The organism is Candidatus Nanopelagicales bacterium (assembly GCA_041393815.1).
Lineage (GTDB): Bacteria > Actinomycetota > Actinomycetes > S36-B12 > JAWKJK01 > JAWKJK01.
In genome coordinates, this window is the sequence record JAWKJK010000003.1 from 526,788 (window position 1) to 549,738 (window position 22,951).

The following is a 22,951-nucleotide window of genomic DNA, read 5'->3' on the forward strand; positions in this document are numbered from 1 at the left end:
CCGGGGCGGTGCGGGAGCACGCCGGGGATCGTCACGTGATCGTGATCACCGGACCAGGAACCGCTCGCCGCGTGCGAGCATCGCACCGGGCGGAAGGGAGACGCCATGAGCCCGCACCCTCGTCGGTCCCGGTCCGCAGCCCGCCTCGGAGGAGTGGTCGCCCTGGCGGTGGTGGCCGCGCTGGGCCTGGTGGCCTGCGGGGCCTCCTCGGACTCGGCGTCCGGCGGCGACGTCGTCGCCCTACCCACCCCCGAGCGCGCCGCACCCGAGGCGGGCGAGCAGGGAGCCGACGGCGGCGCCGTGGCGGAGGACTCCAGCGGGTCCAGCACGCTGGCCGGCGTCGAGCAGGGCCGGTCCCTGATCGTGACGGCCGCGACGACCGTACGCGCCGAGGACGTCTCGGCGGCCACCGCTGCCGCGCTGGACATCGCCCGCCGGTACGACGCGCTGGTCGTCGCGCAGCAGACGACGGCCGACGAGCGCGGCGACGACGTCGCGGTGGACGCCACCAGCACGCTGGTGCTCCGGGTGCAGCCGGCCGACGTGGACGCGGTCCTCGGGGACCTCGGGAAGCTGGGCTCGGTGGTGACCGTGACCCGGTCGGTGAGCGACGTGACGGCCGAGGTCGCCGACGTCGACGCCCGGGTGAAGAACGCCGAGGCCAGCCTGGCGCGCATCCGCACCCTGCTGGCCCGCGCCGAGGACATCGGCGACGTGGTGGCCCTGGAGGCGGAGCTGTCCCGGCGCCAGGCCGACCTGGAGGCGTTGCAGGCCCGCCAGCGGGCGCTGGCCGACCAGACGGCGCTGGCCACCGTGACCGTGTCGCTCATCGGCCCGCGCGTCGTCGTGGTGGACCCGGACGAGGACCTGGGGTTCCTCGCCGGGCTGCGCCGCGGCTGGGAGGCGTTCGTCGATGCCGTGACGGTGGGGCTGACGGCCCTCGGGGTGCTGCTGCCGTTCCTGGCCGTGCTGCTCGTCGTGCTGATCCCGCTGGCCTGGTGGCTGCGCCGGCAGCACCGCCGCAGCCGGCCGACCCCGCCGGTCCCGGGCCAGGCGCCCGCGGGCCCGGCGGCCCCGGCTCAGGAGGATGCGGCGGTCCGGTCGTGAACCAGCTCGACCACCCGGGTCAGTACGTCCGGGTCGGTGTCGGGCAGCACCCCGTGGCCGAGGTTGAAGACGTGCCCCGGTAGCCCGGCGGCGTCGTCCAGCACGCGGAGCACCTGCTGCTGGACCGCGTCCCAGGGGGCGAACAGCGCGGCGGGGTCGAGGTTGCCCTGCAGGGCGTGGTCCGGCCCCACCCGCGCGGATGCGGTGTCGAGCGGGACGCGGAAGTCCACGCCGACCACCTCGGTCCCGGCGGCGGCCATCAGCGGCAGCAGCTCCCCGGTCCCGACGCCGAAGTGGATCCGCGGCGGGTGCACGCCGTCCGCATCCACCAGCCCGGCCACGGCGGCCAGGGCGCGGGCGGAGTGCGGCGACACCAGCTCGGCGTAGTCCCGTGCCGACAGCGCGCCGGCCCAGGAGTCGAACAGCTGCACCGCGGACGCCCCGTTGACCACCTGCAGCCGCAGGAACTCCCCCGCGATCGCGGCGAGCCGGTCGCACAGGGCGTGCCACAGCTCGGGGTCGCCGTACATGAGCGCCTTGGTGCGGGCGTGGTCGCGGCTCGGGCCGCCCTCCACCAGGTACGACGCCAGGGTGAACGGCGCCCCGGCGAAGCCGATCAGGGGCGTGGAGCCGAGCTCGGCGACCAGGTCCCGGACGGCCTGCAGGACCGGGGCCACGTCCTCCTCGGTCAGGGCCCGCAGCTGGTCGAGGTCGGCGGCCGCGCGCACCGGCCGCCCCATGACCGGGCCCACCCCGGGGACGATGTCGACGTCGACGCCGACGGCCTTCAACGGGACCACGATGTCGCTGAAGAAGATGGCCGCGTCCACCCCGTGCCGCCGCACCGGCTGCAGCGTGATCTCGGTGACCAGCTCGGGGGTGAAGCAGGCCGTGAGCATCGGCACCCCGGCGCGCAGCCGCCGGTACTCGGGCAGCGACCGCCCGGCCTGGCGCATGAACCACACCGGCGTCTGCGCCACGGGCTCGCGGCGGGCCGCGCGGACCAGGCCCGCTCCGGAGGTGCGGCCGTCGACGAGCGGGTGGGTCCCGGGCAGCCGGGTGGTGGCGGTGGGCGTCATCGCGGCGCATCGTCCCACGGACCGCCGGCCGCCGCGCCCGCGCGCTCCCGTACGTCCCACGCGTCACCGCCGATGTGACGTTCTGCCGAGACACGCCGGCGTGTCTCGGCACCACGTCACAGTCGTGGGTCCGGGGTGCCGCGTCAGCCGCCGCCGCTGATGAGCACGACACCGACGATGGCCACGGACACCCCGGCGTACTGCACCGGCCGGAGCCGTTCGTGCAGGAACACGGCCGCCAGGACCGCGGTGACGACCGGGTACAGCGAGCCGAGGACCGAGGTCAGCGACAGCAGCCCGATCGTCGTCGCCACGCCGTACGTCAGGTTCGCGGCCGCGTCGAAGGTGCCGATCACCGCCAGCGACGGGACGTCGCGCCGCTCGATGCCGCCGAGGCTGCGGGTGACGGCCAGGATCACCGCGAAGATCACCATCGTGGTGATCCGCATCCCGGTCATCGTCATGACCGGGTCGTGAGCGCTGCCCTCGGCCATCAGGACGAACATGACGCCGAACAGCACCGCGGTCAGCAGCGCCAGCGCCATCGGCCGCACGGCGGCGCCGCCGCTGAGCTCGGGCCCGCTGGCCAGCACCACGCCGGTCATCGCGAGCACGACCCCGAGGACCTGCAGCGACGCCGGCGACTCCCCGCGCCACAGCCCCACGGCCAGGGGCACCACCGCGCTGAGCGCGGCCACCGGGGAGACGATCCCCATCCGCCCGGTCGCCAGCGCGGTGTAGAACGCGGTCATCCCCAGCAGCCCGACGACGCTGGCCGCGACGGCCCACGGCCAGTACCCCGGGTCGGTCCCCCAGGACCCGGTGACGGTCGCCGCCACGAGCAGCAGCGCGAACCCGGCCACCTGGGACGCGCCGTACACCGCCAGCGCCCGCACCCGACGGGTCAGCGTCCCGCCGAGGAAGTCGGCGGTGCCCCACAGCAGGCTGGACAGCAGCGCGAGCAGGGCGGGCACGAGCGGACCCTATGGCGTGTCGGGACCGGGTCCCGCCGGGCCCGGACCCGTGCGGCGCGCCGACGGCCGCCGGGGCCGCGGGCGGCCTAGCCTCGGGGCGTGACCGCGGGCCGACACGCCGACAGCGAGCCGGAGGACTTCCGGCGCGCGCTGGAGACCCTGCGGTCGGTGGCCTACCGCCCCGAGCTCACCGTGCTGGAGACCCCGGCGCCGCAGCGGCTGGCCCCGTACGCCGTGGCCCTCACGGCCGAGGTGTTCGACGACGACGACGTCGAGGTCGGCGGGGGCCGGCTGGTGGTGCTGTACGACCCGGACGGCGTGGAGGCGTGGGAGGGCGAGTTCCGGGTGGTGGCCTTCGTGAAGGCGGACCTGGAGCCCGAGCTGGCCTCCGACCCGCTGCTGGCAGAGGTCGGGTGGAGCTGGCTGCGGGACGCACTGGCGCTGCACGAGGCCCCGTTCGCCGCGCTCGGCGGCACGGTCACGCGGACCACCAGCGAGTCGTACGGCGTCATCTCCGACCGCCCGGTGGAGGGCCAGGTGGAGATCCGGGCGTCGTGGACGCCGCTGGACACCGACCTGACCCCGCATGCCCGGGCGTGGGCGGAGGTCCTCGCCCTGGCCGTGGGCCTGCCGCCGCTGCCTCCCGGCGTCACCGCGCTGCCCTCGCCCCGGTCCCGCCGCTCCTGACGCCGTCTGATCCTGACTCAGCCCGCTCCCTGACGGCGCCGGGCCCGAGCCCGGACGGGTGTGGGACGGCTGCTCCGTCCGAGTGAACGCCGCCAGGCCTCAAGTCCTCGGCGACGGGGGCCGATATCCCTGCTGACCCCATCCGCGGGATCCCCGGACCACCGGGGACCCGGCGAGCGAGGAGGCGCAGGACCCATGGTTGCCGTCGTCGACCGGTCTGCCTTCCCCATCCCGCTGCCCCGTACCCGCGTCGACGCGGTCGTCCTGTCCCCCTCGGCGGCCCGCCGCACGGCGATCGTCGGCCGGCTGCGCGCCATCGGCGCGGTGGCGCTCGTCCGCGCCGTGGACCCCGGCGACGGCTTCGGTGAGCTGGCCGACCCGGGTCAGCACGACGTGTGCCTCATCGACGCTACTCACCCCGACACCTCCGCCCAGGCCCTGGTCCAGGAGGCGCAGCGGCGCGGCTGGACCCGGCTGGTGCTGCTCTCGTCGCGGGACGACCCGTACGCGGTCCGTGCGGCCATGTCCCAGGGCGTGCGGGGGTACGTCCGCGTCCCCGCCGAGGACGAGGCGCTGGTGCTGCCCTCCCCCGTCCGCGGTCGCACCCGCGGAGGGTCCCCGGACGAGCTGTCCGACCGCGAGGTCGAGGTGCTGCAGAAGGTGGCCGACGGCCTGAGCAACCACGCGGTCGGCGAGGAGCTCGGCCTGTCCGGGCTGACCGTGAAGAGCCACCTGGCGCGCATCTCGCGCAAGCTCGGCACCGGCGACCGGGCCGAGCTCGTCGCGATCGCGATGCGCGCCGGTCTCCTCCACTGACGGCCGGGGACTCCGACCCGGCCCGCACGTCTCCCTCGGGCGGCTTCCGTCTTCCCCGTCCGCCCCGTCCGCCCCGTCTGCCCCGTCCGCCCCCACCGGTGGAACGCCTCGCCACCGACCACGGCGGTTCGCGTGGTCGTACGTTCCACCGGCGGGGTGCCGGGGTTGGCGGGCTCGGGGACGTACCGTGGTCCGCGTGACGGCCGCCGACCCCGCCCCCGACGGCACCGCGCCGGCCGACGAGGGCGAGGCGCCCACCGCCGTCCCGCTGCTGGAGCCGCGCGACGGGCTGCCCCCGGTGGTGGACACCGCGGAGGCTCTGGACCGGGTCGTCGCCGCCCTGGCACGCGGCACCGGCCCGGTCGCGGTGGATGCCGAACGGGCCTCGGGCTACCGCTACGGCCAGCGCGCCTACCTGGTGCAGCTGCGCCGGGAGGGCTCGGGCACCGCGCTGATCGACCCGATCGCGCTGCCCGACCTGTCCGCGGTCCAGGCCGTGATCGGCGACGAGGAATGGGTGCTGCACGCGGCCTCGCAGGACCTGGCCTGCCTGGCCGAGGTGGGCCTGGTGCCCGCGCGGCTGTTCGACACCGAGCTGGCCGGGCGCCTGCTCGGCCATCCGCGTGTGGGGCTCGGGGCTCTGGTCCAGACCGAGCTGGGCCTGGCCCTGGAGAAGGGCCACTCGGCCGCGGACTGGTCCACCCGGCCGCTGCCCGAGCCGTGGCTGCACTACGCGGCCCTCGACGTCGAGGTGCTCGTGGAGCTGCGCGACGTCCTCGCGGAGCAGCTGAGGGACCAGGGAAAGCAGGAGTGGGCGCGGCAGGAGTTCGCGGCGCTGCTCGACGCCCCGGGACCGCCGCCGCGGGTGGACCCCTGGCGGCGTACCTCGGGCGTGCACCGGCTGCGGCAGCGCCGCCAGCTGGCGACCGTACGGTCGCTGTGGGAGGCACGCGACGCTCTCGCCCGGCGGATGGACGTCTCCCCCGGGCGGGTGCTGCCCGACGCCGCGATCGTGGAGGCGGCCGCCGCGCAGCCTCCGTCGGCCGAGGCGCTCGGCGCTCTCCCGGGTTTCAGCGGTCGCGGCCAGCGCCGCCGGATCGCGACCTGGTGGAAGGCCGTGGACGCGGCCCGCCAGCTGCCCGACGCCGCGCTGCCCCCGCCCGCGCCGCGGGCCGACGGGCCGCCGCCGGCCCGCGCCTGGCGCGACCGGGACCCCGACGCCGCGGCCCGGCTGGACGCCTGCCGGGGCGCGTTGCGGGACGTGGCGGACCAGCACGGCCTGCCCGTGGAGAACCTGCTGTCCCCCGACGCGGTCCGTCGGCTGGCGTGGCAGCCGCCGGACCCGCTCGACGCCGGGGTGGTGGCGCGGTTCCTGACCGAGCGCGGCGCCCGGGTCTGGCAGGTGGAGCTGACCGCGGCCCTGCTCGCGGACGCCCTCGCTGCCGCGATCGCCGCGTCCGCCGCATCCGCTGCGACGGCCGATGCCTCCCCGGCGGACCCGGCCGCCGAGGAGCCCGACGGGACCGGTGCCGCGGACGCCGCCGCACAGCCCGCCGTACAGCCCGCGGCCCGGTCCCGTCGGCGACGCCGGCCGCCCCGACAGGTTTGACCGCGAGGCCCGCCCTCTGCTGAAGTAAGGCATACCTAAGTAGCTCTCGGGAGGCGCGGGTGCTCGCCAACTTCCTCATCGGCCTGCGGGAGGGCCTCGAGGCCGCCCTCGTGGTCGGCATCCTGGTCGCCTACCTGGTCCGCACCGGCAACCGCGACAAGCTGCCGATCCTGTGGTCCGGCGTGGCCCTCGCGGTCGGGCTGTCCCTCGCCTTCGGCGCCGTCCTGACGTTCACCTCCCGGACGATGTCGTTCCAGGCGCAGGAGGCGTTCGGCGGCTTGCTGTCGATCGTGGCGGTCGCCTTCGTGACCTGGATGGTCTTCTGGATGAAGCGCGCCGCCCGGCACATCAAGGGCGAGCTGCACGGCCAGCTGGACCGCGCGCTCACCGCCGGCGGGATCGCGCTCGCGGTCGTGGCCTTCGTCGCCGTCGTGCGCGAGGGGCTGGAGACCGCGCTGTTCCTGTGGACCGCCGTCAAGGCGACGGGCACCACGACGCAGCCGATCCTGGGCGGGGCGCTGGGCCTGGCCACGGCGGTCGTGCTGGGCTACCTGCTCTACCGCGGCGCGCTGCGCCTGAACCTGGCCACGTTCTTCCGCTGGACCGGCGCGGCCCTCATCGTCGTCGCTGCCGGCGTGCTGGCGTACGGCGTCCACGACCTGCAGGAGGCCGGGATCCTGCCGGGGCTGACCAACCTGGCCTTCGACGTCAGCGGGGCGGTGCCGCCGGACTCGTGGTACGGCACCGTGCTCAAGGGCACGGTCAACTTCTCGCCCCGCACGACGTGGCTGGAGCTCATCGTCTGGCTGGCGTACCTGGTGCCCACCATGGTGCTGTACTTCCGTCCGGTACGGTCCGCGCAGCGGCGCCCCGCACCGGTGGCGGCCCCGGCCGACGCCTCCGCCTGACCGACCGAGAGGTTTGCGATGACGCTCCCCCGTCGTACTGCCGTGCTCGCCGCCGTGACGCTGGGCGCGCTGCCCGTGCTCGCCGCGTGCTCCTCCTCCGCCGACGAGGGCAGCCCGATCGGCGTGCAGGCCGCGAAGGACCAGTGCCTGGTGAAGCCCCAGGTGGTCAAGCCCGGACCGGTGAACGTGCAAGTCAACTGGTCCGGCGAGGGCCCGGGCGAGGTCTACGTCTACGGCGAGGAGAACGGCTCGTTCACCAAGGTCGTGGGCGAGATCGAGGACCTGACCGACGGGCTGACCAAGACGTTCACCGTGGACCTGGCCGAGGGCAAGTACGAGGTCTCCTGCAAGCTGGTGAGCGCCACCGACGGCATCCGGGTCCCGATCGAGGCCGCGAACCGCGCCTCCTGACACCCCGCTCCGCGAGCCCGCCGGGGGCGGGGTACCGACGGTGGTTACCGACGAGTAGCATCGGTGCTACCGGCGGGTAACCTCGCCGGTCCCGGCGTCGGCCCAGGCGGCCGGCGCGGCCTGGGAGACCGCTCACCCGAGGGAGACAGCCGTGGCCCGTGCCGTCCGTGACGTCGTCTTCGTGGACGGCGTCCGCACGCCGTTCGGCAAGGCGAACAGCGTGTACGCCGAGACCCGCGCCGACGACCTGGTCGTCAAGGTGTTCCGCGAGCTGCTGCGACGCAACCCGCAGCTGCCGCCGGAGCGCATCGACGACGTCGCCGTCGCCGCGACGACCCAGATCGGCGACCAGGGCCTGACGATCGGGCGCAGCGCCGCCCTGCTCGCCGGGCTGCCGAACACCGTGCCCGGCTACAGCGTGGACCGGATGTGCGCCGGCGCCATGACCGCGGTGACGACGCTGTCCGCCGGCATCATGGCGGGCGCGTACGACGCCGTCCTGGCCGGCGGCGTGGAGCACATGGGGCGCCACCCGATGGGCGAGGGCGTCGACCCCAACCCGCGCTTCCTCGCCGAGAAGATCGTCGATCCCGAGGCGCTGCTCATGGGCAAGACCGCGGAGAACCTGCACGACCGGTTCCCGCACCTGACCAAGGACCGAGCCGACGCGTTCGCGGTCGCCTCCCAGGAGAAGACGGCCAAGGCGTACGCCAACGGCAAGATCCAGCCGGACCTGGTCCCCGTGGCCGCCCGCAGCAGCGCGCAGGGGTGGGGCCTGGTCACCGTCGACGAGCCGCCGCGCCCGGGGACCTCGCTGGAGGGCCTGGCGACGCTGAAGACGCCGTTCCGCGCGCACGGCCGCGTCACCGCCGGCAACAGCGCCGGTCTCAACGACGGCGCCACCGGGGCCCTGCTGGTCGCCGAGGACGTCGCCGACGAGCTGGGCCTGGCGAAGAAGATGCGGATGGTGTCGTACGCCTTCGCCGGCGTCGCCCCGGAGGTCATGGGCGTGGGCCCGGTCCCCTCCACCGAGAAGGCGCTGGCCCGGGCCGGGCTGTCCATCGAGGACATCAACCTGTTCGAGGTCAACGAGGCCTTCGCCGTGCAGGTGCTGGCCTTCCTCGACCACTTCGGCATCGCGGACGACGACCCGCGGGTCAACCCGATGGGCGGTGCGATCGCCGTCGGACACCCGTTGGCCTCCAGCGGGATCCGACTGATGACCTACCTCGCCCGCGACTTCGAGGACCACCCCGAGGTCCGCTACGGCCTCACGACCATGTGCATCGGCCTGGGCATGGGCGGCACGGTCATCTGGGAGAACCCCCACTTCGACGGCACGAAGGACGCGTGACGATGACGACTCCGAGCAACGCACCCACCGCCGCGCCCGAGGGCGCGGTCGACGAGGTCATCACCCACGCCCGGCTACGGCTGGTCGACCTTCCCCTCGGTGCCGGCACCGCGGCGCTGATCACGATCGACAACGACCACGACCACACCCGACCGAGCACGTTCGGCATCGGGGGAATGCAGTCCCTGGACAGCGCGATCGACGAGGCGCTCGCCGTCGACGGCCTGGTCGCGGTCTGCGTGACGGGCAAGCCGTTCGTGTTCGCCGTCGGAGCGGACCTGTCCGGCGTCGGCCAGCTCACCTCGACCGAGCAGGCGCGCACGGTGGGCGAGATGGGGCACCGGGTGTTCCGACGCCTCGGTGAGCTCCGCGTTCCGTCGTTCGCGTTCGTCAACGGAGCTGCGATGGGTGGCGGCCTCGAGCTGGCGCTGCACTGCACCTACCGCACGCTGTCCTCCGGCGCGGCCGCGCTGTCGCTGCCCGAGGTGGCACTCGGGCTGATCCCCGGCTGGGGCGGCGCCTGGCTGCTGCCCAACCTGATCGGCCCGGCCGACGCACTCAAGGTCATCGTCGAGAACCCGCTGGCGCAGAACCGGATGCTCAAGCCCAAGCAGGCGATGGAACTCGGCATCGCCGACGCGATGTTCGCCCCCGCGGACTACCTGGAGCAGTCGCTGCTGTGGACCGCGCAGGTGCTACGCGGCGACGTCGCGGTCGAGCGCCGCGAGATCGACCGCGGCGAGGCGTGGACGCAGACCGTGGCCGCGGTACGGGCCCAGGTGGACGCCAAGCTTCACGGCGCCACCCCGGCCCCCTACCTCGCGCTCGACCTGGTCGAGGCCGCCCGCACCTGCACCAAGGACGAGGGCTTCGCCGCCGAGGACGACGCGCTGGCGGCCCTGGTGATGGGCGACGACCTGCGCGCCGGGCTGTACTCCTTCGACCTGGTGCAGAAGCGGGCCAAGCGCCCGGTCGGCGCGCCGGACAAGTCGTTGGCGCGCAAGGTGACCAAGGTCGGCATCGTGGGGGCCGGCCTGATGGCCAGCCAGCTCGCGCTGCTGTTCGCGCAGCGGCTCGAGGTACCCGTCGTCATGACCGACCTGGACCAGGAGCGCATCGACAAGGGCCTGGCCTACGCCCACGGCGAGATCGACAAGCTGCAGGCCAAGGGCCGGGTCAACCCGGACAAGGCCAACCGCCTCAAGGCTCTGATCCGCGGGTCGGTCAGCAAGGACGCCTTCGCGGACGCGGACTTCGTGATCGAGGCCGTGTTCGAGGACATGAAGGTCAAGCAGCAGGTGTTCGCCGAGGTCGAGGCCGTCGTCTCGGACACCTGCGTGCTGGCGACCAACACGTCCTCGCTGTCGGTCACCGAGATGGCCTCGGGACTGGCGCACCCCGAGCGGGTCGTCGGGTTCCACTTCTTCAACCCGGTCGCGGTGATGCCGCTGCTGGAGATCGTCCGCGCCGAGCGCACGGACGACGAGACCCTCGCCACGGCGTTCGCCGTCGGCAAGACGCTGAAGAAGTCGTGCGTGCTGGTCAAGGACGCTCCGGCGTTCGTGGTCAACCGCCTGCTGATCCGCTTCATGGGCGAGATCGTCCGCGCCGTCGACGAGGGCACACCGTTCGACGTCGCGGACCGGGCGATGGACCCACTGGGGCTGCCGATGTCGCCCTTCGTGCTGATGCAGCTGGTCGGCGCCGGGGTGGCCTACCACGTGTCGGAGTCCATGCACGAGGCGTTCCCCGACCGCTACTACGTCTCCGACAACATGCGGCGCCTGGTCGAGTCGGGCAAGAACGCGATCTGGACCTGGGACGGCGGGGTGCAGCAGGTCGACCCCGAGGTGGCGGCGCTGTTCGAGCAGGGCGACCAGCCGCTGACCGAGGAGCAGGTGCGTGACCGGGCGCTGGACGCGCTGGCCCAGGAGGTCCGGCTGATGCTGGACGACGGGGTCGTGGCGCAGGCCCAGGACATCGACCTGTGCATGATCCTCGGCGCCGGCTGGCCGTTCCACCTGGGCGGGCTGACGCCCTACCTGGACCGGTCCGGCGTGGCCGAGCGCGTGACGGGCCACCGCTTCCTGGCCCCCGGGGTGGCCAGCGTCCCCGCCTGACCGTCCCCGCCGCGCAGACGCGCGGACGCGTGACGACGAGGGGCCCGCACCGACCGGTTCGATCCGGTCGGTGCGGGCCCCTCGTCGCGTCAGCGGTCGGACGCGGTGTGGGTCCTGGCGTGCGGCACCGGCCGCGGGTAGACCCGGGTCGGGTCGACGTCGATCGCGGGCACCGGGCGGGAGTACCAGTAGCCCTGCGCCAGGTCGCACCCCAGCTGGGCCAGCCGGGCCGCCTGCTGCTCGGTCTCGACCCCCTCGGCGACGACCGTCCGTCCGGTCGCGTGCGCCATCGCGATGACACCGCGCACGATCGCCTCGTCACCGCCGTCGCGCAGCACCCCGGAGATGAACGAGCGGTCGATCTTCACCACGTCGGCGGGCAGGCTGCGCAGCGACGACAGGCTGGAGTAGCCGGTGCCGAAGTCGTCGATCGCCACGTGAACGCCCTGCTCCCGTAGCCGGCGCAAAACGGCCAGCGTGGGGCCGGTGGCGTCGACCACCGCGCTCTCGGTGACCTCCAGGACCAGCGCCGAAGGCGGGACGCCGTGCGTCTCGAGCAGCGTGGAGACCGTCACGGCGAGGTGGGACTCCACCAGCTGGTGGGGCGACACGTTGACCGCGACGGTGAGGTCGTGCCCGGCTGCCGCCCAGCGGGCGCTGGTGGCCAGCGCGAGGTCGAGGACCCGCAGCCCGAGAGGCAGGATCAGGCCGCTCTCCTCGGCGACCGCGACGAACGCCGCGGGCGACAGCAGGGACCCGTCCAGGTCGCGCAGCCGCACGAGTGCCTCCGCGCCCCGGACCCGCCCGGTGCCCAGGTCGATCACCGGCTGCATGAAGGCCTCGACCCGGTTCTCCGACAGCGCGAGGCGCAGGGTCTCGCGCATGGCCATCCGCACCCGGATCCGCTGGTCCACGTCGGGGCGGTAGACCTGGAGCTGGTCGCGTCCGGTCTGCTTCGCGTGCGACAGCGCGACGTCGGCGCGCCGCAGCAGGTCCTCCGGCTCGCCCCTGCCGTCGTCGACGACGACGCCGATCCCGGCGGTGAGCGCGTAGACCCGGCCATCGACGTCCAGCGGCTCGGCGACGGCGGCCCGCAACCGCTCGCCGACGCTGACGGCCGCCTGCTCGTCCTCGACCTCGCAGACCACCACGTACTCGTCGCCGCCCAACCGTCCCACGGCGTCCTCGGGGCGCACGATCGCACGCACGCGTTCGGCCATGGCCAGGAGCACGCGGTCACCGGTGTCGTGGCCCAGCGAGTCGTTGAAGTGCTTGAAACCGTCGAGGTCGCAGCACAGGACCGCGACCTTCCGGCCTCCCTCACCGGCTCGGACGCACATCGCCGCCAGGCCGCGCGCCAGGGCCTGGCGGTTCAGCAGGTCGGTGAGACCGTCGTGCGTCGCTCGGTGCACCAGCCCGGCCTCGGCGGCGCGCTGCGCCGTGACGTCCTCGAGGATCACGAGGACGAAGGCGTCCAGCTCGCCGCCGGGGGACACGACGGTGCTGGTCGCCAGGACGAGCAGCTCCGACCCGTCAGCGCGACGCAGCCGCAGCTCACGGCGGACCCCCGACAGCGCGAACCCCGCGGTGGATCCGCCCACGCGGGTCGGATCCGCGAGGAACCGGTCCAGGGCCTTGCCCACCAGGGACGTCGGCGTGTCTCCCAGCAGCGTCGCGAAGGCGTCGTTGACCTCGAGGACCTCACCGACCCCGGTCCCCGTCCAGCGCAGCCGCGCCGTCGGCACGGGAGACCTCGCGAACACGACGCCGAGCAACTGCTCGCGCCGGTGCTGCTCGGTGCGGTCCAGGTTGACGCCGCCGACCCCCACCACGGTGCCGTCCGAGTCACGCACGGGGAACTTGATCGCGAGGTAGTGCACCAGCCGGCCGCGGAAGACCACCGACGACATGAACTGGCGGCGCTCCCCCGAGCGGAGCACCTCGTCGTCCTCGGCCCGGAAGTGCGCGGCAGCATCGGCGTCCATGAGCTCGTCGTCGCTGCGTCCGACGATGTCGCCGACCGGTATCCCCAGCTCGCGCGCCAGCGTCGTGTTCGCCTCGACGTAGACGAACCGGTCGCTCGCCGGGTCGTACCGCTTGACGAACAGCTCGGCCTCGGATCCCTCCACCGCGCTGGTCAGCAGCTCGGCGGTCTCCACCGCCGTCTGCTGCCGCTCACGGGCCTGCTCGGCGAACGCGGCCATCAGCAGGCAGCCGAACGCGGTCACCACGAGGTAGGCCTGCATCCCGGCGATCGCCTCGGCCAGCGACACCGAACCGGGGAGGAACGGCCCGACGAAGTGCACCACCATGTACGACAGCGCCACCGACACGACCAGCAGCGCCACCGCGGTGGCGAAGGTGCCGAATCGCAACGCCAGCCAGCCCACGGCCAGCACCAGGACGAAGAGCAGGCCGAGGCGTCCGAATACCTCCACGGGCGGCAGCGCCATTCCCAGCAGGACGACCAGGATGACGCCGCACAGCACTGCCAGCTCCGCGCGACGCCGCCACCCCCGAACGTCGGGCGGTCCCGCGGCCGCACCCAGGGCCAAGGGGACGCAGACCAGCAGCCCGATGCCCAGGCTCAGGCAGGTCAGCCGGGCCGTGGCGGTGTCGAAGGCGACCGCGTCGACGACCCGGGCGTTCACCCAGAGGGCGAGGACCGTCAGGGCGCCGCCCACGACCGCGAGCAGACCGACCCGACCGACGTCCCCCGGTCCCTCCACGCGTCGCAGCCCGAGCCAGCGTCCCGTCAGTCCGAGGACCGCCACCTCGACGACGAGGGTGAGCGGCACCGCCACCGCCAGGGGGCCGGACCTGCCAGCGACGGCGCTGAGGGCGAGCAGGACGGTGAGGTACGTGAGCAGGACGCCAGCGACGGATAGCCAACGGCGCACCAACATGACGAGTCCGACCGCGTAGCCCGCCCCCAGCGACACCAGCCCGATTCCGTGCAGGTCGGTGAGGAGACCGAGCGCGACGACGAGGGGGAGGGCGACGATCGACCACACCACGACAGGGCGCGCTGCGACACCCCGCCACGCCCACGTCGGCTCGACCCGTGCGGTCATCGACACCCCCCGACCCACCGGCGAGGACAGGCTAGCCGTCGGGGAGGGGTCTGGCGAGGCGACCGGCGCCGATCAGCCGTTGGGGTCGTCCGCGGCGGACGGGGCCCCGGCGTCGTCCGTGGCGCGCTCCACCGCCTGCTCCGGCCCCAGCCGTACGACGGTCTCCACGACGACGCGGGACACGTCCTGCGCGGTGAGGCCGCACTCGGCGAGCACATCAGCCCGTCGACCTTGGTCGAGGAAGCGCGGCGGGACCCCGAACTCACGCACCGGTACGTCGACGCCGGCGTCTCGAAGTGCCTGGGCCACAGCGGTTCCGACGCCACCGACGCGGCCGTTGTCCTCCACGGTGACCACGAGCCGGTGCCCGCGGGCGAGGTCGACCACTGCGGACGGGACCGGCTTGACCCAGCGGGGGTCGACCACGGTGACCCCGATCCCCTGGTGCGCGAGCCGGTCCGCCACCTCCAGGCACAGCGGCGCCAGCGCGCCGACGGAGACGACCAGCACGTCGCTGCCGGACTCGAGCAGCACGTCGATGCCGTCGACGTCGCGCACGGCAGGGACGTCCGGACCCAGCGCACCCTTCGGGAAGCGGACCACGGTCGGGGCGTCGTCGACGTCCAGCGCCTCGGCCAGCTCCTCGCGCAGCCGGGCGGCGTCGCGGGGCGCCGCGATCCGCAGACCCGGGACGACCTGCAGGATCGACATGTCCCACATGCCGTTGTGGCTGGCGCCGTCATCACCGGTCACACCGGCCCGGTCGAGGACGAACGTGACCCCGGCCCGGTGCAGCGCGCAGTCCATGAGCACCTGGTCGAACGCGCGGTTGAGGAACGTGGCGTAGACGGCCACGACCGGGTGCAGCCCGCCGTAGGCCATCCCGGCCGCGCTGGTCGCCGCGTGCTGCTCGGCGATGCCGACGTCGTACGTCCGCTCGGGGAACACCTCGGCGAAGCGGTCCAACCCGGTCGGTCCGAGCATCGCCGCGGTGATGGCCGCGACCTGCGGGCGGGTCCGCGCCAGCGACACCAGCTCCTCGGCGAAGACCCCGGTCCAGGTCGGGCCGCCGGAGGACAGCGGCTTGCCGGTATCCGGGTCGATGACGCCGACGCCGTGGAAGCGGTCCGCCTCGTCCTGCTCGGCGGGCGCGTAGCCGCGGCCCTTGACCGTCATGCAGTGCACGATGACCGGACCCGGGTAGCCCTTGGCGCGGGTGAGCGCGTGCTCCAGCGCCTGCACGTCGTGCCCGTCGACGGGCCCGATGTACTTCAGCCCCAGGTCCTCGAACATCCCCTGCGGCGCGACGATGTCCTTCACGCCCTTCTTGACGCCGTGCAGGGTCTCGTAGACGGGCTGCCCCACCATCGGAGTCCGGCGCAGCCACTTCTTGCCCCAGAGCAGGAACCGCTCGTAGCCGCGGGTGGTGCGCAGGGTCGCCAGGTGGTGCGCCAGGCCGCCGATCGTCGGCGAGTACGAGCGCGCGTTGTCATTGACCACCACGACGAGCGGACGGTCGTCCGCGGCGATGTTGTTCAGCGCCTCCCAGGCCATGCCGCCGGTGAGCGCCCCGTCGCCGATGACGGCGACCACGTGCCGCTTGCCGAGGACTCCGCGCCGTTCGAAGGCCTTGGCCACCCCGTCGGCGTACGACAGCGCGGTGGAGGCGTGCGAGTTCTCGATGACGTCGTGGGGGCTCTCAGCCCGGCTGGGGTAGCCCGACAGCCCGCCCCGCTGCCGCAGCCGGTCGAAGTCGGCCTGGCGGCCGGTGAGCATCTTGTGCACGTAGGCCTGGTGCCCGGTGTCCCAGAGGATGACGTCCTCGGGCGACTGGAAGACCCGGTGCAGCGCCAGCGTCAGCTCCACCACGCCGAGGTTCGGGCCGAGGTGGCCGCCGGTCCGGGACACCTTGTCGACCAGGAAGGACCGGATCTCCTCGGCCAGGTCCGGCAGCTGGTCCTCCGGGACCCGGCGCAGGTCGGACGGGTCGTGGATGTCCTCCAGCAGTCCCACGGCCGACCTCCGACGTCACGAGGCGCGGGGAGGACCCCCGCGCGGCGGGTTCGAGTCTAGGCGCCCGACCCGCTGGCGCACGTCCACGCGAGCCTCGTCCCCGGTGCGGGTTCCCTCACAGCCGGCGCACCCAGCGTCGGCCGTCCAGGGCCTCCTCGACCAGCGCCACCTGGCGCTGCTCCACCAGCAGCCGGGTGCCCTCCCGCTCCAGCGCGACCAGCACCGCGTCGACGGCCTCGGGCGTCAGGCGGTCGCGCAGCTCGCGCCGCACGCCGGCGTAGGCCCGCCTCGCGCCCTCCAGGGTGGCGTCGACGTGGTGCGCCGTCAGCCGGGCGAGGGCACGCGGGTTGGCCCGCAGCACGTCGTGCAGCCGGTAGTCCGGGGGGCAGCGGTCCAGCAGCCAGCCCACGACCCGCTCGCCGAACTCGTCGGTCTCGGCGGGCGGCAGGTCCGGCGGCCAGCCGGGCGGGACCGCGGGTGTTCCCATCGTCGCCGCCGCGTCCGCGCTCGCGTGCCGTCCGCCCGCTCTCAGAGCAGCGAGCGCAGCACGTACTGCAGGATCCCGCCGTGCCGGTAGTAGTCGGCCTCCCCCGGCGTGTCGATCCGGACCGTGGCGGTGAACTCGGTGACCGAGCCGTCCTCGCGCACGGCCTCCACCGAGACCTGCCGAGGCGTGGTCCCGGAGTTCAGCTCCTCGACGCCGCGGATCGTCACGACCTCCTCACCGGTCAGCCCGAGGCTGTCGGCGTCCTGCCCGTCCGGGAACTGCAGCGGCAGCACGCCCATGCCGATCAGGTTGGACCGGTGGATCCGCTCGAACGACTCGGCGATGACGGCGCGGACCCCGAGCAGCGCGGTGCCCTTGGCGGCCCAGTCGCGCGACGAGCCGGAGCCGTACTCCTTGCCGGCCAGGATGACCAGCGGGATGCCGCGCTGCTGGTAGCCCATCGCCGCGTCGTAGATCGTCGTCTGCGGCTTCGCCGGGTCGAGGAAGTCGACGGTGAACCCGCCCTCGACGCCGTCGAGCAGCTGGTTGCGCAGCCGGATGTTAGCGAACGTCCCGCGGATCATGACCTCGTGGTTGCCGCGGCGGGAGCCGTAGGAGTTGAAGTCCTTGGCCGCGACCCCCTGGTCGGCCAGGTAGCGGCCGGCGGGGCTGTCAGCCTTGATGGACCCGGCCGGCGAGATGTGGTCGGTGGTCACCGAGTCGCCGAGCTTGGCCAGCACGCGGGCGCCGGTGATGTCGTTGACCGGGCTGGGGTCACGCTGCATGCCCTCGAAGTACGGGGGCTTGCGCACGTAGGTCGACGCCGGGTCCCAGGCGAAGGTGCCGCCCGACGGCGTCGGCAGCGACTGCCAGCGCTCGTCGCCGGCGAACACGTCTGCGTAGCGGCGGCTGAACATGTCCGCGTCGATGGCGGACTCGACGACCGCGTCCACCTCCGCGGCCGTGGGCCAGATGTCGCGCAGGAAGACGTCGGTCCCCTCGGCGTCGCGGCCGATCGGGTCGGCGTACAGGTCGACGTCCATCGAGCCGGCGATGGCGTACGCGACGACCAGCGGCGGCGAGGCGAGGTAGTTCATCTTGACGTCGGGGTTGATCCGGCCCTCGAAGTTGCGGTTGCCGGACAGCACCGAGACCGCGGTCAGGTCGTGCTCGTTGATGGCCGCGGAGATCTCCGCGGGCAGCGGGCCGGAGTTGCCGATGCACGTGGTGCAGCCGTAGCCGACGAGGTCGAAGCCGAGCTTCTCCAGGTACGGGGTCAGGCCCGCCTGGTCGTAGTAGTCCGACACGACCTTCGAGCCGGGCGCCAGCGTGGTCTTGACCCACGGCTTGCGGGTCAGTCCGTGCTCGACCGCCTTCTTGGCCAGCAGCGCGGCCCCGATCATCACGTACGGGTTGGACGTGTTGGTGCAGGAGGTGATGGCCGCGATGACGACCGCGCCGTGGTCCAGCACCATGGACGTGCCGTCGGCCAGGGTGACGGGGACCGGGCGGCTCGGCCGGCCGTCCGCGAGCACCGCCGCGGACGGGATCTGGGCCGGGTCGTCGCGGTCGACCGCGGGCGGGTCGGACGCGGGGAACGACTCGACGACGGCCTCGTCGGGCAGGTCGGTGGCCGCGGGGACGTAGTCGGCGAGGGCGCCGCGGAACGCGGCCTTGCTGTCGGTGAGCGGGACCCGGTCCTGCGGGCGCTTCGGCCCCGCGAGCGAGGGCACGACGGAGGCGAGGTCGAGCTCGAGGTACTCGGAGTAGACCGGCTCGTGCGCGGCGTCGTGCCACAGGCCCTGCGCCTTCGCGTAGGCCTCCACCAGCGCGACCTGGTCGTCGCTGCGGCCGGTCAGCCGCAGGTAGTCCAGCGTCGCGTCGTCGATCGGGAAGATCGCGGCCGTCGAGCCGTACTCCGGGCTCATGTTGCCGATCGTGGCCCGGTCGGCCAGCCGAACCGCCGCGACGCCCTCGCCGTAGAACTCGACGAACTTGCCCACCACGCCGTGCCGGCGCAGCATCTCGGTGATCGTGAGCACCAGGTCGGTCGCGGTCGCGCCCTCGGGCAGCTGGCCGCTGAGCTTGAACCCGACGACCCGCGGGATGAGCATCGATACCGGCTGGCCCAGCATGGCCGCCTCGGCCTCGATGCCGCCGACGCCCCAGCCGAGCACGGACAGCCCGTTGACCATCGTCGTGTGCGAGTCGGTGCCGACCACGGTGTCGGGGTAGGCCTGGCCGTTGCGCGCCATCACGACGCGGGCGAGGTGCTCGATGTTGACCTGGTGGACGATGCCGGTGCCCGGCGGGACGACCTTGAACTCGTCGAACGCGCTCTGGCCCCAGCGCAGGAACTGGTAGCGCTCGCGGTTGCGCTGGTACTCCAGCTCCACGTTGCGGGTGGCGGCGTCGCGGCTGCCGAAGAAGTCGGCGATGACCGAGTGGTCGATGACCAGCTCGGCCGGGGCCAGCGGGTTGATCCGGTCCGGGTCGCCGCCGAGCTCGGCCACGGCCTCGCGCATCGTGGCCAGGTCGACGACGCACGGCACGCCGGTGAAGTCCTGCATGATCACCCGCGCGGGCGTGAACTGGATCTCCTCGCTGGGGACGGCCTGCGGGTCCCAGGCGCCCAGCGCGCGGATCTGCTCGGCGGTGACGTTGGCGCCGTCCTCGGTCCGCAGCAGGTTCTCCAGCAGCACCTTGTGGGTGAACGGGAGCCGGGCCGAACCCTCCACCGCGTCGATCCGGAAGACCTCGTACGAGGCGTCCCCCACCTCGAGGGTGCTGCGGGCGGAGAAGCTGTCCACGCTGGCCACGGGCGTCCCTTTCCTCACGGGTATCTTGACGTCAAGATAACGGGTCTCCGCCGGCTCCGCCACCCCCGGGCCGAGGTCACTCGGGCTCGAACGTCGCCACGCACTCCACGTGGTGCGTCATGGGGAAGAGGTCCAGCGCTCGGAGGCCCGCGAGCGCCCAGCCCAGCCCGCGCAACGTCGCCACGTCCCGTCCCAGCGCGGCCGGGTCGCAGGCCACGTAAGCGATCCGGCGGGCCCTCAGCCGCACCAGCCGCCGCAACACGTCGTCTCCGGCACCGGACCTCGGCGGGTCCAGCACGACCAGGTCGCACCGGCGCGGGGCGGCGTGCGCCAGCCAGGCGGCGACCGGCGCGTGGTGCAGGCGCACCGTGGCCAGGTCGTGCAGGCAGCGCCGCGCATCCGCGTGCGCACGGTCGTCCGCCTCGACCGCGTCCACGCGGCCGCCGGGACCCAGGACCGGCGCCAGCGCGCCGGCGAACAGCCCCACGCCGCTGTAGAGGTCGACGAGGTGATCCCCCGGCCGTGGCTCCAGTGAGTCCGCGACGGCGGTCACGAGCGCGTCGGCGGCGCCGGGATGGACCTGCCAGAAGCCGCCGCCGGTGACCCGCCAGTCCCGCCCGGCGGCGCGCTCGGTCACCCAGCCCCGGCCGCGCACCCCCGCCACCGCGACGTCCTCGGGCAGCCCGGCCACCGCGTCCGCCCGGGCGCTCGCGTCCGCCGGGACGGGTGGGTCCGGGACCACCAGCCGGTCCCCTGCCGCGGAGCCCACGACGACGAGCTCCCGCTGGCCCGGCCAGGTCCGGGCACCGACGCCGGTCGCGTCCACCGCAGCGGTGACGAGCGGACAGTGCGCCACCGGCACCACGTCGTGCGAGCGATGCCGGCGCAGGCCGACCCGACCCGCTCCGTCGACCGCCCAGCGCACCCGGGTCCGCCAGCCCAGCCCGTGGCTGTCCCCGGCCACCGGCTCGACCACCAGCTCCGACAGCGCGGCAGGGTCGACCCCGCCGAGGCGGACCAGCTGCTCGCGCACCACGTCCGCCTTCAGTCGCCGCTGGGCCCCGAGCGATGCGTGCTGCCAGTCGCAGCCGCCGCAACCACCGGGCCCGCTGTGCGGGCAGGGCGGGTCGACCCGGTCCGGGGACGCCGACAGCACCTCGACGGCGTCCGCCCGCAGGAACCGGCCGCGCCGCCCGACCTCGGTGACGGCGGCGCGGACCCGCTCCCCCGGCAGTGAATGCCGGACGAACACCACCCGGCCGTCGTGCCGGGCCACGCAGAAGCCGCCGTGCCCCACCGCGCCTATCTGCAGGTCCAGCACGTCGCCGACCTGCGGGGGCTCAGCGGTCACGGCCCCGCGGGACGTTCCCGCGCGGCGCCGGCGGGGGCGAGCCCTCCTCCGGCGCGAACTCCGACGCCACGTACGCCTCGGCCAGCGGCGCCTCCGGCTCGCCCCGGCGCACGGCGCCGGGCGCATCCCCCTCGTCCCGGTCCGCCGCGCCCTCCGACGACAGCAGCTGCCAGGGCACCGAGACCACCATGACGCCGGGGGTGAACAGCAGCCGGCTCTTCAGCCGTAACGCGGACTGGTTGTGCAGCAGCTGCTCCCACCAGTGCCCCACGACGTACTCGGGGATGTAGACGGTGACCAGGTCCCGCGGGCTGTCCCGGCGCAGCGCGCGGACGTACTCCACCACCGGCCGCGTGATCTCCCGGAACGGCGAGTCCAGCACCCTCAGCTGCACCGGGATGTCCCGCCGCTCCCACTCCCGCTCCAGCGCGCGGACGTCGTCCGGGTCCACATTGACCGTGACGGCCTCGAGGACGGCGGGGCGGGTGGCCCGCGCGTACGCCAGCGCACGCAGCGTGGGCTTGTGGATCTTCGAGACCAGCACGATCGCGTGGACGCGGGACGGCAGGGTGACCTTCTCGTCCTCCCGCGGGACCAGCTCGGAGCGGACCCGGTCGTAGTGCCCGCGGATCGCCCGCATCAGCAGGAACAGCAGCGGCATCGCGATGACCACGATCCAGGCGCCGCGGGTGAACTTCGTCACCAGCACGATGACCAGCACGCTCGCGGTCATCACCAGGCCGAACCCGTTGATCAGCCGCGACCGCACCATGCGACCCCGCTCCTTGGGGTCCTTCTCGGTCCGCAGCAGCCGCGTCCAATGCCGGACCATCCCGGTCTGCGACAGGGTGAACGAGACGAACACGCCGAGGATGTAGAGCTGGATCAGCGAGGTGACGCTGGCCTGGTAGACGACGACGAGCAGGATCGCCAGGCCCGAGAGGGTGAGGATCCCGTTGCTGAAGGCGAGCCGGTCCCCGCGGGTGTGCAGCTGGCGCGGCAGGTAGCCGTCCCGGGCCAGGATCGACCCGAGGACCGGGAAGCCGTTGAACGCGGTGTTGGCCGCCAGGGCCAGGATGAGCGCGGTCATGATCGACAGCAGCAGGACCAGGACGGTCACGTCGCCGAACACGGCCTCGGCGATCTGGACGATGACCGTCTTCTGCGCCTGCCCCTCGGGCAGGCCGATCAGGTCCCGGTCGAACTCGGTGACGCGGACCCCCGTGTAGAGCGCCAGCCAGGTGATCGAGGCGAACATCGTCATCGAGATCAGGCCCAGCAGCAGCAGCGTCGTCGCCGCGTTCTTCGACTTCGGCTTGCGGAACGCCGGCACGCCGTTGGCGATGGCCTCGATCCCGGTGAGCGCGGTCGTGCCGGACGAGAACGCGCGCGCCAGCAGGAACAGCAGGGCCGCCCCGGCGAAGGTCGCCTCGGGGATGACCTCCCAGTCGGCGCTCTCCGCCCGCAGGGTCTGGCCCATCGCGATCCGGGTCAGCGCCCAGCCGACCATGAGGAAGATGCTGAGCATGAACCCGTAGGTCGGGATGGCGAACGCGACGCCGGACTCCCGCACCCCGCGGAGGTTCATCAAGGTGATGACCAGGATGACCAGGACCGCCCACCACACGTTGTGCTCGTTGATGACGGGGAACACCGAGCCGAGGTTGGCGACCGCCGACGAGATCGACACGGCGACCGTGAGCACGTAGTCGACCATCAGCGCGCTGGCCACGAAGACGCCCCAGTTGGGCCCGAGGTTGACCGAGACGACCTCGTAGTCACCGCCGCCGCTGGGGTAGGCGCGCACGTTCTGCCGGTACGAGGCGACGACGGTGAAGAACACCAGGATCACCAGTCCGGCGATCCAGGGACCGAAGGCGTACAGCGACAGCCCGCCCAGGGACAGGACGAGCAGGATCTCCTGGGTGGCGTACGCGTTGGACGACAGCGCATCCGACGCGAACACCGGAAGGGCGATCCGCTTGGGCAGGAGGGTCTCGTGCAGCTTGTCGCTGCGGAGCGCCCGACCGAACGCGAGCCGCTTGACGGCGTCGGTTAGTGACACGACCGCATCGTAGGACCAGCAGCCCGTGTAGCGTTCCCACCGGGCGCCCACCGCGCCCGCCCGCGACACCCGTCCGG

The 22,951-nt window shown here is 73.6% G+C and carries 16 protein-coding genes; 8 read left to right on the plus strand and 8 right to left on the minus strand.

Translation table 11 applies throughout. The features are described 5' to 3' along the window. The first annotated feature begins 105 nt into the window (after positions 1–105). Entirely contained in the window at positions 106–1,107 is a 1,002-nt protein-coding gene (locus R2737_12110) for a DUF4349 domain-containing protein (protein MEZ5116999.1), read from the plus strand. On the opposite strand, the gene hemE is transcribed toward R2737_12110, so the two are convergent. Both hemE and R2737_12120 read right to left on the minus strand, forming a co-directional pair. Further along, the gene (gene hemE / locus R2737_12115; GenBank protein ID MEZ5117000.1) at positions 1,080–2,186 is read right to left on the minus strand and encodes a uroporphyrinogen decarboxylase; all 1,107 of its coding nucleotides are present in this window, start codon (positions 2,184–2,186) and stop codon (positions 1,080–1,082) included. The two genes, R2737_12110 and hemE, sit on opposite strands and share 28 nt — an antisense overlap. Positions 2,187–2,329: 143 nt before the next feature. Next, on the minus strand, positions 2,330–3,160 hold the full coding sequence (locus R2737_12120) for a DMT family transporter (GenBank protein ID MEZ5117001.1): 831 nt from the start codon (positions 3,158–3,160) through the stop codon (positions 2,330–2,332). Between the two features lie 99 nt (positions 3,161–3,259). On the opposite strand from R2737_12120, the gene R2737_12125 reads away from it, so the two are divergent. The 7 genes from R2737_12125 to R2737_12155 all read left to right on the plus strand — a co-directional run bounded on the left by R2737_12125 (position 3,260) and on the right by R2737_12155 (position 11,065). Then, complete coding sequence (locus R2737_12125) at positions 3,260–3,847, plus strand: DUF3000 domain-containing protein (protein ID MEZ5117002.1); 588 nt, start codon at positions 3,260–3,262, stop codon at positions 3,845–3,847. 195 nt (positions 3,848–4,042) lie between these two features. Next, positions 4,043–4,663, plus strand: coding sequence for a response regulator transcription factor (locus R2737_12130; GenBank protein MEZ5117003.1), 621 nt, complete (start codon positions 4,043–4,045; stop codon positions 4,661–4,663). A 196-nt stretch (positions 4,664–4,859) separates the two neighbouring features. Further along, positions 4,860–6,272 (plus strand): ribonuclease D, encoded by a 1,413-nt coding sequence (locus R2737_12135; protein ID MEZ5117004.1) that lies wholly within the window; start codon positions 4,860–4,862, stop codon positions 6,270–6,272. A gap of 59 nt (positions 6,273–6,331) precedes the next feature. After that, entirely contained in the window at positions 6,332–7,180 is an 849-nt protein-coding gene (efeU, locus tag R2737_12140; GenBank protein ID MEZ5117005.1) for an iron uptake transporter permease EfeU, read from the plus strand. A gap of 18 nt (positions 7,181–7,198) precedes the next feature. Next, complete coding sequence (locus tag R2737_12145) at positions 7,199–7,591, plus strand: hypothetical protein (protein MEZ5117006.1); 393 nt, start codon at positions 7,199–7,201, stop codon at positions 7,589–7,591. 151 nt (positions 7,592–7,742) lie between these two features. Beyond that, positions 7,743–8,945, plus strand: coding sequence for an acetyl-CoA C-acyltransferase (locus R2737_12150; protein MEZ5117007.1), 1,203 nt, complete (start codon positions 7,743–7,745; stop codon positions 8,943–8,945). 2 nt (positions 8,946–8,947) lie between these two features. Then, positions 8,948–11,065, plus strand: a complete 2,118-nt coding sequence (locus R2737_12155; GenBank protein MEZ5117008.1) for a 3-hydroxyacyl-CoA dehydrogenase NAD-binding domain-containing protein — start codon at positions 8,948–8,950, stop codon at positions 11,063–11,065. 89 nt (positions 11,066–11,154) lie between these two features. On the opposite strand, the gene R2737_12160 is transcribed toward R2737_12155, so the two are convergent. The 6 genes from R2737_12160 to R2737_12185 all read right to left on the minus strand — a co-directional run bounded on the left by R2737_12160 (position 11,155) and on the right by R2737_12185 (position 22,874). Then, positions 11,155–14,139: an EAL domain-containing protein gene (locus tag R2737_12160; protein MEZ5117009.1), complete on the minus strand. Its 2,985-nt coding sequence runs from the start codon at positions 14,137–14,139 to the stop codon at positions 11,155–11,157. A 72-nt stretch (positions 14,140–14,211) separates the two neighbouring features. Further along, on the minus strand, positions 14,212–16,152 hold the full coding sequence (gene dxs, locus R2737_12165; GenBank protein MEZ5117010.1) for a 1-deoxy-D-xylulose-5-phosphate synthase: 1,941 nt from the start codon (positions 16,150–16,152) through the stop codon (positions 14,212–14,214). Positions 16,153–16,267: 115 nt separating this feature from the next. Next, on the minus strand, positions 16,268–16,639 hold the full coding sequence (locus tag R2737_12170) for a hypothetical protein (protein MEZ5117011.1): 372 nt from the start codon (positions 16,637–16,639) through the stop codon (positions 16,268–16,270). A gap of 41 nt (positions 16,640–16,680) precedes the next feature. Continuing rightward, positions 16,681–19,458 (minus strand): aconitate hydratase, encoded by a 2,778-nt coding sequence (locus R2737_12175; protein MEZ5117012.1) that lies wholly within the window; start codon positions 19,456–19,458, stop codon positions 16,681–16,683. 76 nt (positions 19,459–19,534) lie between these two features. Continuing rightward, positions 19,535–20,809 (minus strand): class I SAM-dependent RNA methyltransferase, encoded by a 1,275-nt coding sequence (locus R2737_12180; protein ID MEZ5117013.1) that lies wholly within the window; start codon positions 20,807–20,809, stop codon positions 19,535–19,537. Beyond that, positions 20,799–22,874, minus strand: a complete 2,076-nt coding sequence (locus R2737_12185; GenBank protein MEZ5117014.1) for an APC family permease — start codon at positions 22,872–22,874, stop codon at positions 20,799–20,801. The genes R2737_12180 and R2737_12185 overlap by 11 nt, the downstream gene beginning before the upstream one ends. Positions 22,875–22,951: the final 77 nt, after the last annotated feature.

What these genes read in the sequence shown, in the direction of transcription:
- R2737_12110 (MEZ5116999.1), top strand. Translation starts at nt 106, where the DNA reads ATGAGCCCGCACCCTCGTCGGTCCCGGTCCGCAGCCCGCCTCGGAGGA.
- hemE (MEZ5117000.1), bottom strand. Translation starts at nt 2,186, where the DNA reads ATGACGCCCACCGCCACCACCCGGCTGCCCGGGACCCACCCGCTCGTC.
- R2737_12130 (MEZ5117003.1), top strand. Translation starts at nt 4,043, where the DNA reads ATGGTTGCCGTCGTCGACCGGTCTGCCTTCCCCATCCCGCTGCCCCGT.
- R2737_12145 (MEZ5117006.1), top strand. Translation starts at nt 7,199, where the DNA reads ATGACGCTCCCCCGTCGTACTGCCGTGCTCGCCGCCGTGACGCTGGGC.
- R2737_12155 (MEZ5117008.1), top strand. Translation starts at nt 8,948, where the DNA reads ATGACGACTCCGAGCAACGCACCCACCGCCGCGCCCGAGGGCGCGGTC.
- R2737_12160 (MEZ5117009.1), bottom strand. Translation starts at nt 14,139, where the DNA reads ATGACCGCACGGGTCGAGCCGACGTGGGCGTGGCGGGGTGTCGCAGCG.
- R2737_12170 (MEZ5117011.1), bottom strand. Translation starts at nt 16,639, where the DNA reads ATGGGAACACCCGCGGTCCCGCCCGGCTGGCCGCCGGACCTGCCGCCC.